The following is a 13,479-nucleotide window of genomic DNA, read 5'->3' as shown; positions in this document are numbered from 1 at the left end:
CTGAAATACAAAAAGCAGGACAAAGAATTTTTTAATCATGACTCCCTCCTATTGATATCCTCCCAATTTATATAGGTATTTACTCCAAAAATTGAAATGAATACAGACAGAGTGCGATTGGAAATCTAAATTTGTAGCCAAGAATGCAAAAAACGGGGTGTTTTTTATGGCAGATAGTTTGGACTCAAAGGATTACGAAACAGGGTCAGCCATTCGGACATTTAATATTATTGAGACGAGTGTTGGGCCCGAAGGATATGAGGTTCTTTTAGAGATGGATTTGGACAGTGGATATGATTTGGAAAGCGTAAGAATGAAAATTTCCCATGAGGATATGGTGGCATACGAAACAAGCGATATTCATGAAGCTGTAAAGTATGCTTTAGGATTCTTTGAATAGACTCTTATCGGGAGGCAAGCGATTTGAAAAAACAAAATAAAAAACGCCAGCCTGCACAGGGGAATACCCAAAGTCAGGAAGTTAAAACACTAAAAACAAATGATAATATAAAGGATTACAGCCGTGCATGGGAGGACGACCGCCTATAAACGGCGTCTTCCCCTTTCCCCCGTTCACTGCAGCAGCTTGGCCATGTAATATTCATCAATAAATTCACCTGCAATTAGCAGGGAATGTTTCTTTGTTCCTTCAATCTCGAAGCCCATTTTATTATATAGGGCTACTCCGGCTTCGTTACGGGTGACAACCGTTAATTCCAAACGGTGAATCTTATGACTAACCGCCCACTGATCAAGTCTTTCAAACAGTTTAGTCCCGATACCTTGCCCACGATAATCCTTTAAAATACCGATAACAAGATAGACAGAGTGTTTGGTTCTTCTTGCTGTCCCGCCGATTACAAACATATAACCGACCAATGTCCCGCCATTCTCTGCAACTAATATTGTTGAGTTTTCGCTCGTCTTCATTGATTCAATTCTTTTGCGTTGCTGTTCGGCCGTCGTTCTTCTTTCGCCCGCTTCCATCAGCATATACGCAGATTCAGCTTCGACCTGTTGGATAAGACTCGTAAGGTTTTCTGCTTCGTTAACTTCTATCTCTCTTATAACCATTCAATAACATCCTTTTACTTCCACAGATTTGTTAACATAATTCCTTTTCAAAATCCCCATCCTAATCGTAAACAAAGGGGGAATTAAGTTGAGAAAGATACTAGTCAGCTTTTTAACCGCAACAGCTCTTGTGTCTGTCAGCAGCCTTCCAACGGTTTTAACACATTACACGAATGCGCAACAAAAACCCATTCCTCCCTATGCCAAATGGGGAAGGGTTGCAATGGAAAGAACTCATAAAAAGTATCCGAACGCCCAAATTGTCGATTATCTCCATATTGGGAGAGTAACTGGTGCCACTTCCTCAGTTGAAAAATTCAAGCTTTGGTTAAAGGAAGGGCAAAGAGAATTTGGAGTTTTTATCGATATTCAATTTGAAAATAAAACAGAAAAGGTTCAAAAAGTCACGTTCAGAGAATCCACAAGATGATCTCAAATTTAGGCACGGTGTGAAATTCCCTTAGCAGCTAACGCTTCTCGTATTTGCCCTAATGCTTTAGGACCCATGCCATGCAATTTCAGAAGCTCTTCCTCGCTTAACTTTGATAATTGGTCTAGCCGGAAAATGCCCGCTCCTTCTAGCGCCCTGCGAGCAGGCTTGGCCAATTTCTCCGGCAAGTCACTATTATCAATGCCTACGTTCTGTTCCATTCAATCCCTCGTTCACTTATTTAATCAGCACAGCTTGTTTTTGCCCAACTATTTTTAAAAGATCAGTCAGTTCACGAATTTCATGTGTCGGCTTTACACCAATATTGTTATCCTTATAATTTGGATTAAACCAGCAAGTATCAATCCCATAATTGATTCCGCCTTGGATATCAGAAGTCAGGGAATCTCCCACCATTAAAACTCGTTCTTTGTTTGATATTTGCAGCTTGGAAAAGGCATAATCAAAGATTCCTGTATGAGGCTTTTGGTATCCTGCTTCTTCAGAAATTATTACCTCCTCGAATGCATGAGAGAGTGGCGAGCCCGCTATTCTAGACTTCTGCACCTGGCCAAATCCGTTAGTAATAACAGCCAGCCTGCACCCATTCAAATTAGTGCACACTTCAAATGCTCCGGGAACAAGTTGGCTTCCCTCTCCTAAATACCCTAGATAGATTTGATTAAAACGCTCTGCATCAATGCTGAGATTATATTCCACAAACAAGCGTCTAAACCTTTCCACGCCCAATTCAGCTAATGTTGTACGTCCTTGTTCTAAATCTCCCCATAAAACTTTGCTTATTTCCTTATAGCGCGGACGGTAATCCTGCACTCCTGACGGCAGACCGAAGTCTGAAAATGCCTTATGCAGAGCATTCTGTTCCGTTTTTCCAAAATCGAACAATGTATCATCTATATCAAAAAATATCGTATCGTATTTCATCGCTGCCTCCATTAATCTATTAATCTTGTTTTCTCTATTTTATCATTTTTTACTGTGGGCAGCTTAGAAAGACCTCGCGTTTAAAGTTCCACTTTTTTGAAATGCTCAACTGTTGGGAATGGATCATAGAAATGGTGGAGGAGCTTTTTCCATTCTTGATATTCCTGCGACTCTCTAAAGCCTACTGTATGGTCTTCTAATGTTTCCCACTGCACTAGCAGCAAGTACTTCCCCTCCACTTCCAGGCAGCACTGCAGTTCGTGGGTGAGATAGCCTTTCATTGATGAAATAATCGCGGATGCCATTCGGAAAGCATCCTCAAAATCCTGTTCCATTCCTGGTTTAACTTGGAGCATGGCAGCTTCTAAAATCATAATTTTTTCTCCTTTTCTTTAAAATAAATTAATTTAGGGAAACCTTAAAACTTAGGAGGTGTCTGACTTTGAAGAAAATTCTTATGTTATTTTTCTTAATAGTACTATATTTCAATTCTCCAGCCGCCGCTGAAGTCCTCGAGGCGGGAAAAGAAATAGAAGTGAAAAACGTTGCGGCAAAGAGCTTTATATACAAAACTCTGGATCACTGGATAATCAAAGAGTCCAGCGATTTCTATCATGAAAAATTTAATGCCAAATCGGTCATGATGGATCCGCCGGAAATGAGTGACATCCGCATTTGGATCAAGGAGGTTAAGAAAAAGCCTGTTCTCTCCGAATATACTCACATTGTTAGGATTTATCTGCCATTTGACGGAATCACCTTAAATGAAAAAACAGAAATAAAGGCAGCCGACACAATCGTTCTTGCTGTTAATACCGATTTTATTGCTTTTGCAAATAGCAACAATCCTCACTTAATTGCAAAATCCGTTAAACTGATGGATTATTATCATAAGGATATGAAAAAATAACAGCTCAATTTTTATTGGGCTTTTATTTTTTGAAAGGAAGAAGATCATGCTAAAAAAATTCACTTTGAAAACCGGGAAACGGGATGAAATGATTGAAGTTACCGAACAGGTACAGGATTTTGTAAATGAGCAAGGGCTACATGATGGAGCGGTGATTGTTTATTGCCCTCATACAACTGCCGGAATCACCATTAATGAGAATGCTGACCCGGACGTAAAACGGGATATGATCCGCCGCTTTGATGAGGTGTATCCTTGGCACCATAACCTTGACCGCCACATGGAAGGCAATACTGCGGCACATATGAAGGCAAGTACAGTTGGTGCATCACAGTATGTTATTGTTTCGGACGGACGGCTGCTTCTTGGTACATGGCAGGGCATCTACTTTTGCGAATTCGATGGTCCGAGGACGCGGACGTTTTATGTTAAGGCATTATAGGTTTATACTATTTACAAGAAACAGACCAATTTATTGACAAGAACCCCTGCTCAACTTCAGGGGTCCTATTGTTTTCGACACAGGCATTTTTTGCGTTCTCAAGTGAATAAAAATTTAAAACGAACATTGCTGCAAGAAATGATAAACCAATGACTCCAGGGATAAACAGTTTTTTGTTTAGTGTCATATATAAGCTCCCTCCATTAAAGATTCATAAGTTTAAAGAATTCCGATTCAGGCTTCATGATTTTCGTGCCTTTTTCTGATTGAAGATAGATTTCCTTGTCGCCTTCATAAAGCACCTTAACTTCTATATCTCCAGCTCTAATAACAGTACTTTTTTCACGGGGCTGCACTTCCCCATTCCAATCGATTGCACCATTGATAATACGGACCAACTCGTTTATTTGAGATGGGTCTTTAATTTCGGAACCATTTTCATCAGAAGTATTTTTATAAATACAAATAGTATTTGGAATTTGATCAATCCACGTGGTCGAATGTAAGATTGGAATTTTATCAAAAATAACCTCTGTCTGGTTATCCGTTTTATAATAACCCCCGCTAATCGATAATTCCCAATCTAATCCTTTTTTACGCCATGTGGACATAAAACCTGGTACATCATCATTTGGAGAGCTTTGCTCATATTCCACCTTCCAGCCATGTTTCGGGAGTTGCTTTTTATAATAATCGTAGATTTCCCGCCAATGGTTTCCATCCATGACATAATCATTCCTTCTCGGTTCCAAACCCTTGAACAAAGTAATATCCTTGTGCTGCTCAGGAATAATCGACATGCCTTCATATGTTTCATCGGTGACCTTTTGATATGTAAACCAGCCTGCAGCGATTAAAATGGCAATTGCGCTAAAAAGGATCCATTTTATTTTTTTCATATATCCCCCTTAAAACTCCCAATGATTTCGCGATTAATTATTTAATTTTTCAAAATTTATGGTAAATTAAATTTAACATTTTTTTAAAAAGGAGGCTCATACCCTTGGAAAACTTTTATTTGTTCGTGATTATGTGTATTTTGCTCATTATTTTGCCTGGGCCAGATACGGCGGTTGCCACCAAAAACACCTTAACAGTCGGCCGGGCAGGTGGTTATAAAACGGTTTTAGGTACCTGCTGCGCTCTTCTTATTCATACAACAGCTGCTGTTATTGGACTTTCCGCCATTATTGTAAAATCAGCTTTATTATTTTCCATCTTCAAATACGTCGGTGCAGTTTACCTTGTGTACCTGGGCATCAAAACGTTATGGGCCTTGAAGAACAAGGAAGCGGCGGCCGCAGCCGAAGTCAGTATTGAGAGTAAGTTTGAAAACAAATCCTGCTTTAAACAAGGGTTCCTCACCAACCTCCTTAATCCGAAGGTGGCCGTGTTTTTCCTAACGTTCTTACCGCAATTCGTACATTCAGGGACCCAGACGTTTATTCCCTTTCTCATCATGGGAATCACATATACCGTATTAACCGCCATTTGGTTTTTCTTCTATATTTATTCACTGAACCAAATTAGCGCTTTTATGAAAAAGCCTAGGACCCAAAGAGTTTTTGAAGGACTGACGGGCACGGTGCTGATTGGGTTTGGCATCAAGCTCGCACTTGAAAGAGCTCATCATTAGTTCATGATTAAGCCCCTTGGTTTTCAAGGGGCTATGTCTTTAGTTAAATCGGTTAATGGAAAATAGAGAAATGTCCTGTTCTGTCTTCCCTGAAATAATCAATTCAGCTAAAAGCTGCCCAACCGCACTGCTAAATTTAAAGCCATGTCCTGAAAAGCCAGATGCAATAGCGACGTTTGGATAGTTCGGGTGCAAATCGATAATAAAATCTTCATCTGGTGTCAGGGTGTAGATACAGGTTTTACCGTATTTTAATTTTTGGTTCTGCGGCATAAAGGCATTCAGAAATTGCACCAAATCAGTCTCATCCTCCGGAAGCTCACCAAATCCAGGTATCGCGTTGTCCGGATTTATTTTTTCCCCGCCGTCATGCCGGCCAACCTTCAAGCCTGCTCCATCGATACTCGGAAATCCATAATGAAGGCCCTGAGCGGTTTCGAATGTAAAGGCTGGAAAATGTTTATGATTATATAAATTCTCATCCGCTTCAAACCAGGCAAAGGTTTTTCTAACTGGCTCGAGAGGAAGGTTCAAATCCAACTGTGAAAGGAGCTCTTTTGACCAAGCTCCTGCCGAAACGACTAAGGATTTTGCATGAAACATTAGGTTCTCAGTCTTGATTGTTACTCGGTTATCATGAACCTTTATTTCTTTTACCCTGCTATTTGTTAAAATTTCAGCACCATGCTTTATGGCGAGTTCTCGGTAAGCCTCGATACATTCCTCACATTTCAGAACACCTGATGTAGGTTCAAAGCAGCCTATATATTCATTAGATAATGAAATTCCGGGCCAACGGCGGTTTACTTCGTTTGAATCTAAAACATCAAGAGGCAAAGAGTAAGTCTCTGAACTGGAAATGATGTTTTGGATAAAGTCCGATTGTTCTGGACCAACATTGAGAACCCCGGTTTGAAGAAACAATTGTTTTCCCGTTGCTTTCTCTAAATCATTCCATAATTCTTGGGCTTTAAGGGCCAACGGAACGTATTCCGCACCTTCCCCATACGCATATCGTATGATTCTGGTATCTCCGTGATGGCTGCCCTTGTTATGCGGCGGGTTGAAGGAATCTAATAACAGCGTGCTTTTTCCGCTCTTCGCTAAAAAATAGCCCGCTGCCATTCCCATTGAACCTGCACCAATGACAATGACATCATAAATTTTCTGTTCCATAATTTTTCCACCGCCAACCTAAAATTTTTGAAAAAGCTGAATGGCTATGTAAATGGCTACTCCCCAGATAATGAGAGCGGATAGTTTATTGATCATTTTTAGGAATTTGCCTTGAGAGTCGACATTCCCTACTATTCTACCGGCTACAGCAAGCCCGGAGAACCAAATCCATGAGACGATGATACAGGCAGCCGTAAATGCCGCTTTTTCTGTACCGGAATAGCTTAGTGAACTCGTTCCAATCACGCCAATTGTGTCAAGGATAGCGTGAGGATTCAACAGTGAAACCGACATCGCAAACATGATCTGTTTTTTAGGCGGCATAGAGGCTTCCTTGCGAGATAGGTCTGATGGATCACTTTTCCAAATGGACCAGCCCATATAAATTAAGAATAATATTCCAATAGAAAATAGAACGGTTTGTAATACTGGCACTGTTAATACAATGACTGAAATCCCTAATACGGCTAATAAAATTAGCAGTGTATCGCAAAGTGATGCTGTAATAATGACTGGAATCGTCCCTCTAAACTTTGGCTGTGACGCCCCCTGATTAAAGACAAATACGTTTTGGGCACCAAGAGGAAGAATTAACCCGAAGGCTAATACAATTCCATGAAGTAGTGCTGCTAGCATGATGTTCCTCCTCATCTTTTCTATATGAATCTATTAAGTATTCTGAATTGATAACTTGGTTCTCTACCTCTGAGTCCGCACCTTCTCCAACGGGGATCGGGCAATATTGCGGCTTTATTTTTCCAAAGGAGTCCAGTAAGGATACCTCTTTTCTAAAGTTTTAATTATTTAGAATCTAATTTTTGAGCTATCCTTTGAATAACTGTTTCATAATATGAAAGTTGATGCGTGACAAATTGATCCTTTCCTGCCATTTGATCAATTTTAATTTTATTGCCCTCTTCGTCCATTTTAAAACCTTCAATATGGATGGTTTCCTTTCCACCCAGCCAAAAGTCAGCAAAGTCATCAAACTTAACTTTTATGATTCCAGAAACCTCGTCCTCTTGAAGTTTGAAATCTTCAAACCCGCCGGATATTTTATATAAAAATATGTTTGCAATTTCTTTATCTATGAAATTTCCTTTGGTCACGCAGTAATCGATTACACCCAACGGCTCCAGTTCATCAAAAGAAACATCGATGCCCAGCTCTTCGCTTACCTCTCTGACGCCATCCATAACCGATTCATCTGCCAGCAAATGTCCGGCAGCAGTAATATCAAATAGACCAGGATAGTCCTTTTTCGCTTCACTGCGGAGCTGCAGATAAATATAGTCGGTATCCTCTTCCTTAAGAACAAACCAACAATGAAAAACTTCATGCCAATAACCGGCTTTATGTACTTCTTCCCTGGTTGCAATCCCTATTTGATTTCTGTCATCATCAAAAATTTTTAAATGTTCACTTTCCATTAATCTTCTCCTATTAAACGACTTTGTCCATTTATTTTACCATGAAATCCCATAATCAAAAGAGGAATTGCCCCGATACAATTCCTCCTATGCTTTAAAAATTCTTCTCTTTCTTCATGAATAACTGTCTATTATTATAAGCTAGCATTCCTACACCTAAAAGCAAGGCAGCCGATATAAGGAAGACACTTTGTACACCGAAGTAATCTGAAACCAACCCCATTATTAGTGAGGAGACTCCAAAGACTCCCGTAGAGATAGTGCCAATAGCCGCATAAACCGTGGCCAATTGTCCTTTTGGGACGCTAGTCTGGATCACCGTCTGCTGGGGAATATTTTTTAACTGGCCGAAGAGACCAATCAATCCAGATAAAACCAAGGCTATCAGCGGTAAACTTGTTACACCGAAAAGCATGGTTACTATACAAGTTGAAAAGACTCCGAAAACAATGAATCTATTTCGATTGCCATCGACGAATGCGGAAAACCGCACACATATTAGACTCCCTACAACCAGGCCGATGAAATAGGCACTGTTGATGAATCCCCACCATTGCTCTCCCGCATGTAATACCTGTTTAACATAAACTAGCAATATCGCGGCAATCCAAACCGAACCTGCAATCGTTTCTAAAGATTCCATTTTTACGAGGATTTTTAAAACAGGTGTCACCTTAATGGTTTGCCAGCCTATGGTCAACTGTGACCAGGTGTTTCCCTGTTTTTTCGATTGGTGTTCCACTTTTTCCAAAAGACACAAAAGGATGCTGGAAATGACAAACAGTGCGGCAACCAGCCAGATAAGCTGGATTGGAGTAAATACCATCAACAGCAAACTTCCAAAAAACCACGTTCCTATTTGAATGGATTGCGTAATCGTTTCGGAGAAGCCATTCGCCTTTAACAGCCGCTCCTCCGCTACGTAATACGGAACCAATGCCTGCCTGACCGGGTTGGCGCAGCCGTCAAACAGGGCAATGACGGCGATGACGATAAAAATCAAATACAGGTTTTGTTCCATCATTAACATCGTACCTAATCCGAACATTAAAACGGTCTTAGCCGCTTGTGACCATGTCAATAATGGTTTTAATGGAAACCGTCCTATAAAGATTGGTGTAATGGTTCCTGAAATAAACATCGCAGAAGTGATCGTAAACGGAACGAATGTCGATGCTGCGGCAGACTGGGTAGCATCATAAATAATGCTTATCACAGCCACGATGTACAAGACATCGCCAATATTGGCAAGCGACTGCCCCAGCATCAAAAAAAGGAAGTTACGATTATTTTTCAAAAATTCTCCCCCACTTATAATTTAATCCTCGAAGTGTGGGGGGCTTAAATTGGAGTATTGGACATGTGATTTGCTCCTTGTAAGAATGCATCTTGATAAAGCCTTCGGGGGAGCCAGACTTAATCTTATTGCATCCAATTTTTTCATCTTTTATTTGAAATGGTATATTTAATTTAGTTTATAACTTTAGAATACCATAGCCACGGATGTTCGTGGATTTTTAAAAATAAGGGTGTGAATTTCATGGATTTTTCTAATAAAACAGTGATTGTTACAGGAGCGGGCAACGGAATTGGAAAAGGTGTTGCACTTCTTTATGCTAAAAAAGGTGCCAATGTCGTTCTGGCAGATGTGGATGAGAAGGCCGGTTCTCAAACAACTAACACGATAACTGGACAAGGCGGCGAAGCCCTTTTTGTAAAAATTGACGTGAGACTGGAATCAGATATTGTCCGGTTAATGGAAACTGCCCATCAAACCTACGGCCGAATTGATATATTAATCAATAACGCCGGAAAAGGATTATTCAAGTCCCCTTTTGATGTATCGGTCGAAGAATGGGACGATGTCATCAACACAAACTTAAGAAGCGTGTTTTTGGGCTCGCGGGAAGCAGCGAAATATATGCGTCAGAACGAAGATGGCGGGGCGATTGTGAATTTGGCCTCCACACGAGCCATCATGTCTGAGCCGAATTCAGAAGGCTATGCTGCCACTAAAGGGGGAATCGTCGCCATAACGCATGCACTTGCAGCATCTCTTAGTGAATATAGAATCACAGTCAACGCCATTTCCCCAGGCTGGATTGAAACAGGAGATTATGAAAAGCTTAGCAAGGCTGATCATGAACAGCATTTTTCAAAGCGTGTCGGAAAGCCGGACGACATTGCCCGGGCCTGCCTTTATTTAACTGCCAAAGAAAATGATTTTGTGACCGGAATCAACCTGGTCGTTGACGGTGGAATGACTAGGAAAATGATTTATGAGGAGTAGGAAATGAGGACGGACCACTGAGAGTGGTCCGTCACTTATTTACGTCCTTTTCACTTTACAAGAGTAAAATAAACCATTTGAAAAATCCAAATCAGGATAATCAGCCAGATGGCAAGAATAATGGAGCCTGCAATCCAATTCTTTGGTTTCCCATTGGTCATCATTTCCTGTGCTTTCAATTCGCAATCATGGACCACATCTTTTGGAATCATTTTTAAGGCAAGCTTGATTCCTAGTGGAACTAGAATGATGTCGTCAAGGTAGCCCAGGATTGGAATAAAGTCAGGGATGAGGTCGATGGGGCTGAAGGCATACGCCACAACACAGATGGCTAATAATTTTGCGTACCAAGGCACTCTAGGGTCTTTATAGGCCAAATACAGGACGAATATATTTTTTTTCAAACCTTTTGCCCAAGTTTTTAATTGATTAAACATGTTATTTCTCCAGTTTGTGAGTGTCTTGTATTCTATTCTTTATGTTTTTTCACAAATTCATTAATCTGTTTCACTGCTACCTTCAAGGCATCGATCGTGGCTAAAACATCCCCTTTTACTTCTATGCTGTGTTCAGTATTTGGTATTACAACTGTATTTACAAGATGATTAGTTGTAATGGCCGAAATTCGTTCCTCATTGTAATGATGGTCCTGGTCTCCGATTATACAAAGTGAAGGCAGTTCGGTCTTTAAAAGTGTCTGATAAACCTCATCCATTTTGATAAGCGGTGTTAACCAGATTCCGAAAGCATTGCGGACGTAATTCCTTTGTTTCCACTCCATCGCCATCGGAATGGTGCCAATTGATTTGCTTAACAGAAAACATTGGTCATAGGAACGTTCCTTTAATACTTCATCAACAACAGATTTTACATCCTCATACATCCATTGATCTTGGTCTGGATCAGGAAGCATTTTAAAATGTTCATTTTTTGCAAACTGGTAGTTTATATGAAGAACATCAATGTTTTGGTCCAGACAAATTCCAGTTGAATAATGAAACAGCGGTCGCTGTGTGGTATAACCAAGTCCCGGAAGCATAATACAGATGCTTTTTGCTGGTTGTTTGCTGCGAATCCACATGTAGGGAATGGTGGAATATTCAGTTCTTAGCACTTGTCCTTCTATAAATTCATACATTGATTGTTTCACCTCGATGGTTGTTTACCTTACCTAGAGAAACTTGATTTCCTCAATCAGCCCGCATTTTTGGAATCCAAGATTTTGATATACCTTATTGGAATCTGGATTCTTTACATCTGCATAGAGCATCGGAATTCGATTCTCTGACTCTATGATTTCACAAAGTTCGGCGACAATCGCACTGGCATAGCCGTTTTTTCGATGTTGCAGTGGGGTAAATACGGCATTGATTCTGGCATGCCTTGGAGAACGGTGGGAAATGTTCGCTTTCGCCACTGGCTGGCCATTGACGATCCAAAGGTACAACCCGCCACCAGCAATCATCGTCGCAGCCCTTGTCTGCTGAGATGACGGTTCAACAGTGGTCCCAAATGCATCCCTCATAAAGCCCGCGAGATAATCTGCGACAACGTCAACATGCTGTTCCTTTGCTTTAAGGATTTCTCCCTTCACACCTTCAGGCTTTATGAGCTTTGAACAATGGTAGGCTTCCATGGTCATATCCGTTTCGTATTGAACGTTATTTATATTTGAAAAAATTTCAGTGAACATCCGTGCCGTTTTGGGATCTCCAGTAACTCCCTGCAAGGGCACTTCTGCGAGCTGGTTTATAAGTTCATTTATTAGGGATGTTCGTTCCTTCGATGGGATATCGTTCGAAATCCACAGCCAGCCCTTATGTCCGGCCGTTTGGGCAAAAATCATTTTTTCGTCTGGTGTTTTAAGACATAAGGAGTTAGGGTCTTCACTGATTCGATGGATTAGATTGTATTGGACTTCATCCGAAGTAAATGGACTTCCTTCTGTGATTGCGGTGTCATTGTGGATTAATCTTAAAAACATATTTTTCCACTCCTCATTTAATACCTATTAGGATTGTAGATTTTCATACGTACTTTTATCAAGGACACTTTGACCCCCTTTTCAAGCGGTTTTGTCCGAAGGCTGCAGTGGTTCGGACACTTCCACCTCTTTTTCAAGCAATTTTGTCCGAAGGTTACCTAGGTTCGGACACTTCCGCTCTTTTTCAAACGATTTTGTCCGAAGGTTGCTTTAGTTCGGACACTTTGACCCCTTTTTCAAACGTTTTTGTCCGAAGGCTGCTCTGGTTCGGACCACTTTGACCTGGGATTTTAGTCGATTGTCCTTTTTAATCACTCATTCGGTCCGTAGACCCTTTTTGTAATATCCGGTATTTCCCTTTTCTTAATTCTTTCCCCTAAAGTAGTTCGCAGACCTGGCGCGAGCAATTCACACCGGGCAAGTTCACGCATTTCCTCAAAATTCGGCTTCCTTGAATGGATAATCTCATTGCATTTCCGAATAGTCCACTGCGGATAAGGGCGCTCCAAGAGAGTAAAGCTCTGCCCGGCTTCGACGAAACCCTCTTTTAACACCCGAAAATACCACCCGGTCCGTCCGGTATTTTGGATAAGCAGCGCGAGGGTTTTGATTTTAAAACGGCGGGCCGGCTTCCAGCATGGCTGGCGGGGCTGGGATACCTGAACAACCGCTTCGCCGATTTGAAAGGTATCACCTATCGAAATCAAATCCTCCCTAGCATTTTCCATCAGAAAATTCTCGCCCATAGCTCCTGGTCCAATATGAGAGTCCAATTCCTTTTGCCAGTCCACATAATGTTCCGAAGCATACGCAAATACGGCTTTCTCCGGACCGCCATGGTGCTCCGTATCAAATACCCCGTCTCCCGCCAAGCCTGTTTTGCCGACCCAGTTAGACCCCTCAACAGGCTCTTTAAAAATCGCACTCGTCCACTCCCGGTCCATCAAACTGGCGGCATCCTTATCACCGACTGTTTTTGGCTGCCCGGCAAAAACCTTATTTAATAAAAATTCCATCCTTAATCCCCCAATTCATTCATCATCCTAAACCCTATCTAGTGCTCTTATTTTGAAAAAAACATTTGGTTATGATATCCAAATTCTATCACAGCAATTTACGAATATTAACAAAAATCGGATTAGGACTATTTAATTTGAAACCT

At 41.0% G+C, this 13,479-nt stretch carries 21 protein-coding genes; 7 read left to right on the top strand and 14 right to left on the bottom strand.

Annotated elements, in window-relative coordinates; translation table 11 throughout:
* Nucleotides 1-166 precede the first annotated feature (166 nt).
* The gene (locus V5M37_RS04630; protein ID WP_213146397.1) at nucleotides 167-400 is read left to right on the top strand and encodes a hypothetical protein; all 234 of its coding nucleotides are present in this window, start codon (nucleotides 167-169) and stop codon (nucleotides 398-400) included.
* 23 nt (nucleotides 401-423) lie between these two features.
* Nucleotides 424-549, top strand: a complete 126-nt coding sequence (locus V5M37_RS04625; protein WP_261363804.1) for a hypothetical protein — start codon at nucleotides 424-426, stop codon at nucleotides 547-549.
* A gap of 24 nt (nucleotides 550-573) precedes the next feature.
* On the opposite strand, the gene V5M37_RS04620 is transcribed toward V5M37_RS04625, so the two are convergent.
* Nucleotides 574-1,074: an N-acetyltransferase family protein gene (locus V5M37_RS04620; RefSeq protein ID WP_423800979.1), complete on the bottom strand. Its 501-nt coding sequence runs from the start codon at nucleotides 1,072-1,074 to the stop codon at nucleotides 574-576.
* 88 nt (nucleotides 1,075-1,162) lie between these two features.
* On the opposite strand from V5M37_RS04620, the gene V5M37_RS04615 reads away from it, so the two are divergent.
* Nucleotides 1,163-1,504, top strand: coding sequence for a DUF3889 domain-containing protein (locus V5M37_RS04615; RefSeq protein WP_423800978.1), 342 nt, complete (start codon nucleotides 1,163-1,165; stop codon nucleotides 1,502-1,504).
* Between the two features lie 8 nt (nucleotides 1,505-1,512).
* Here the strand turns inward: V5M37_RS04615 and V5M37_RS04610 are convergent, their stop codons facing one another.
* From V5M37_RS04610 to V5M37_RS04600, 3 genes are all read right to left on the bottom strand, one after another.
* Entirely contained in the window at nucleotides 1,513-1,725 is a 213-nt protein-coding gene (locus V5M37_RS04610; RefSeq protein ID WP_423800977.1) for a DNA-directed RNA polymerase subunit alpha C-terminal domain-containing protein, read from the bottom strand.
* 16 nt (nucleotides 1,726-1,741) lie between these two features.
* Entirely contained in the window at nucleotides 1,742-2,449 is a 708-nt protein-coding gene (locus V5M37_RS04605; protein ID WP_423800976.1) for a YjjG family noncanonical pyrimidine nucleotidase, read from the bottom strand.
* Nucleotides 2,450-2,529: 80 nt separating this feature from the next.
* Nucleotides 2,530-2,823 (bottom strand): antibiotic biosynthesis monooxygenase family protein, encoded by a 294-nt coding sequence (locus V5M37_RS04600; RefSeq protein WP_423800975.1) that lies wholly within the window; start codon nucleotides 2,821-2,823, stop codon nucleotides 2,530-2,532.
* A 68-nt stretch (nucleotides 2,824-2,891) separates the two neighbouring features.
* Between V5M37_RS04600 and V5M37_RS04595 the strand changes: the two genes are divergently transcribed.
* Together V5M37_RS04595 and V5M37_RS04590 are read left to right on the top strand one after the other, a co-directional pair.
* Nucleotides 2,892-3,359 (top strand): hypothetical protein, encoded by a 468-nt coding sequence (locus V5M37_RS04595; protein WP_423800974.1) that lies wholly within the window; start codon nucleotides 2,892-2,894, stop codon nucleotides 3,357-3,359.
* A 46-nt stretch (nucleotides 3,360-3,405) separates the two neighbouring features.
* A complete protein-coding gene (locus tag V5M37_RS04590; RefSeq protein WP_423800973.1) occupies nucleotides 3,406-3,801 on the top strand; it encodes a secondary thiamine-phosphate synthase enzyme YjbQ in 396 nt (131 codons plus the stop codon).
* 7 nt (nucleotides 3,802-3,808) lie between these two features.
* Here the strand turns inward: V5M37_RS04590 and V5M37_RS04585 are convergent, their stop codons facing one another.
* Together V5M37_RS04585 and V5M37_RS04580 are read right to left on the bottom strand one after the other, a co-directional pair.
* The gene (locus V5M37_RS04585) at nucleotides 3,809-3,988 is read right to left on the bottom strand and encodes a hypothetical protein (RefSeq protein ID WP_423800972.1); all 180 of its coding nucleotides are present in this window, start codon (nucleotides 3,986-3,988) and stop codon (nucleotides 3,809-3,811) included.
* A 16-nt stretch (nucleotides 3,989-4,004) separates the two neighbouring features.
* Entirely contained in the window at nucleotides 4,005-4,700 is a 696-nt protein-coding gene (locus V5M37_RS04580) for a hypothetical protein (protein WP_423800971.1), read from the bottom strand.
* A 131-nt stretch (nucleotides 4,701-4,831) separates the two neighbouring features.
* Between V5M37_RS04580 and V5M37_RS04575 the strand changes: the two genes are divergently transcribed.
* Nucleotides 4,832-5,437 (top strand): LysE family translocator, encoded by a 606-nt coding sequence (locus V5M37_RS04575; RefSeq protein WP_423802570.1) that lies wholly within the window; start codon nucleotides 4,832-4,834, stop codon nucleotides 5,435-5,437.
* A 39-nt stretch (nucleotides 5,438-5,476) separates the two neighbouring features.
* Here V5M37_RS04575 and solA read toward each other — a convergent pair whose 3' ends face one another.
* The 4 genes from solA to V5M37_RS04555 all read right to left on the bottom strand — a co-directional run bounded on the left by solA (nucleotide 5,477) and on the right by V5M37_RS04555 (nucleotide 9,340).
* A complete protein-coding gene (solA, locus tag V5M37_RS04570) occupies nucleotides 5,477-6,613 on the bottom strand; it encodes an N-methyl-L-tryptophan oxidase (RefSeq protein WP_423800970.1) in 1,137 nt (378 codons plus the stop codon).
* Nucleotides 6,614-6,631: 18 nt separating this feature from the next.
* On the bottom strand, nucleotides 6,632-7,249 hold the full coding sequence (locus tag V5M37_RS04565; protein WP_423800969.1) for a LysE/ArgO family amino acid transporter: 618 nt from the start codon (nucleotides 7,247-7,249) through the stop codon (nucleotides 6,632-6,634).
* A gap of 164 nt (nucleotides 7,250-7,413) precedes the next feature.
* Entirely contained in the window at nucleotides 7,414-8,043 is a 630-nt protein-coding gene (locus V5M37_RS04560) for an NUDIX hydrolase (RefSeq protein WP_423800968.1), read from the bottom strand.
* 94 nt (nucleotides 8,044-8,137) lie between these two features.
* Complete coding sequence (locus V5M37_RS04555) at nucleotides 8,138-9,340, bottom strand: MFS transporter (protein ID WP_423800967.1); 1,203 nt, start codon at nucleotides 9,338-9,340, stop codon at nucleotides 8,138-8,140.
* A 243-nt stretch (nucleotides 9,341-9,583) separates the two neighbouring features.
* On the opposite strand from V5M37_RS04555, the gene V5M37_RS04550 reads away from it, so the two are divergent.
* Entirely contained in the window at nucleotides 9,584-10,333 is a 750-nt protein-coding gene (locus V5M37_RS04550; protein WP_423800966.1) for a glucose 1-dehydrogenase, read from the top strand.
* Nucleotides 10,334-10,383: 50 nt separating this feature from the next.
* Here V5M37_RS04550 and V5M37_RS04545 read toward each other — a convergent pair whose 3' ends face one another.
* The 4 genes from V5M37_RS04545 to V5M37_RS04530 form a co-directional block, all read right to left on the bottom strand.
* Nucleotides 10,384-10,770 carry a YkvA family protein gene (locus V5M37_RS04545; protein ID WP_423800965.1) on the bottom strand — a complete coding sequence of 129 codons (387 nt, stop codon included), beginning with the start codon at nucleotides 10,768-10,770 and terminating at the stop codon, nucleotides 10,384-10,386.
* Nucleotides 10,771-10,802: 32 nt separating this feature from the next.
* Complete coding sequence (locus tag V5M37_RS04540; protein WP_423800964.1) at nucleotides 10,803-11,471, bottom strand: alpha/beta family hydrolase; 669 nt, start codon at nucleotides 11,469-11,471, stop codon at nucleotides 10,803-10,805.
* A gap of 33 nt (nucleotides 11,472-11,504) precedes the next feature.
* Nucleotides 11,505-12,317, bottom strand: coding sequence for a GNAT family N-acetyltransferase (locus V5M37_RS04535; protein WP_423800963.1), 813 nt, complete (start codon nucleotides 12,315-12,317; stop codon nucleotides 11,505-11,507).
* A 311-nt stretch (nucleotides 12,318-12,628) separates the two neighbouring features.
* Nucleotides 12,629-13,333: an MOSC domain-containing protein gene (locus tag V5M37_RS04530; RefSeq protein WP_423800962.1), complete on the bottom strand. Its 705-nt coding sequence runs from the start codon at nucleotides 13,331-13,333 to the stop codon at nucleotides 12,629-12,631.
* Between the last annotated feature and the right edge of the window lie 146 nt (nucleotides 13,334-13,479).

Source organism: Neobacillus sp. SAB-20_R2A (genome assembly GCF_049568635.1).
GTDB classification, from domain to species: Bacteria; Bacillota; Bacilli; order Bacillales; family Cytobacillaceae; genus Neobacillus; species Neobacillus citreus.
This window is presented reverse-complemented; position numbering and strand designations above follow the sequence as displayed.

Excerpts from the sequence above, each read along its gene's own strand:
- V5M37_RS04545 (WP_423800965.1), bottom strand. The coding sequence starts at position 10,770 with ATGTTTAATCAATTAAAAACTTGGGCAAAAGGTTTGAAAAAAAATATA.
- V5M37_RS04630 (WP_213146397.1), top strand. The coding sequence starts at position 167 with ATGGCAGATAGTTTGGACTCAAAGGATTACGAAACAGGGTCAGCCATT.
- V5M37_RS04600 (WP_423800975.1), bottom strand. The coding sequence starts at position 2,823 with ATGATTTTAGAAGCTGCCATGCTCCAAGTTAAACCAGGAATGGAACAG.
- V5M37_RS04565 (WP_423800969.1), bottom strand. The coding sequence starts at position 7,249 with ATGCTAGCAGCACTACTTCATGGAATTGTATTAGCCTTCGGGTTAATT.
- V5M37_RS04535 (WP_423800963.1), bottom strand. The coding sequence starts at position 12,317 with ATGTTTTTAAGATTAATCCACAATGACACCGCAATCACAGAAGGAAGT.
- V5M37_RS04590 (WP_423800973.1), top strand. The coding sequence starts at position 3,406 with ATGCTAAAAAAATTCACTTTGAAAACCGGGAAACGGGATGAAATGATT.
- V5M37_RS04550 (WP_423800966.1), top strand. The coding sequence starts at position 9,584 with ATGGATTTTTCTAATAAAACAGTGATTGTTACAGGAGCGGGCAACGGA.
- V5M37_RS04560 (WP_423800968.1), bottom strand. The coding sequence starts at position 8,043 with ATGGAAAGTGAACATTTAAAAATTTTTGATGATGACAGAAATCAAATA.
- solA (WP_423800970.1), bottom strand. The coding sequence starts at position 6,613 with ATGGAACAGAAAATTTATGATGTCATTGTCATTGGTGCAGGTTCAATG.
- V5M37_RS04605 (WP_423800976.1), bottom strand. The coding sequence starts at position 2,449 with ATGAAATACGATACGATATTTTTTGATATAGATGATACATTGTTCGAT.
- V5M37_RS04575 (WP_423802570.1), top strand. The coding sequence starts at position 4,832 with ATGTGTATTTTGCTCATTATTTTGCCTGGGCCAGATACGGCGGTTGCC.
- V5M37_RS04610 (WP_423800977.1), bottom strand. The coding sequence starts at position 1,725 with ATGGAACAGAACGTAGGCATTGATAATAGTGACTTGCCGGAGAAATTG.
- V5M37_RS04620 (WP_423800979.1), bottom strand. The coding sequence starts at position 1,074 with ATGGTTATAAGAGAGATAGAAGTTAACGAAGCAGAAAACCTTACGAGT.
- V5M37_RS04540 (WP_423800964.1), bottom strand. The coding sequence starts at position 11,471 with ATGTATGAATTTATAGAAGGACAAGTGCTAAGAACTGAATATTCCACC.
- V5M37_RS04530 (WP_423800962.1), bottom strand. The coding sequence starts at position 13,333 with ATGGAATTTTTATTAAATAAGGTTTTTGCCGGGCAGCCAAAAACAGTC.
- V5M37_RS04585 (WP_423800972.1), bottom strand. The coding sequence starts at position 3,988 with ATGACACTAAACAAAAAACTGTTTATCCCTGGAGTCATTGGTTTATCA.
- V5M37_RS04580 (WP_423800971.1), bottom strand. The coding sequence starts at position 4,700 with ATGAAAAAAATAAAATGGATCCTTTTTAGCGCAATTGCCATTTTAATC.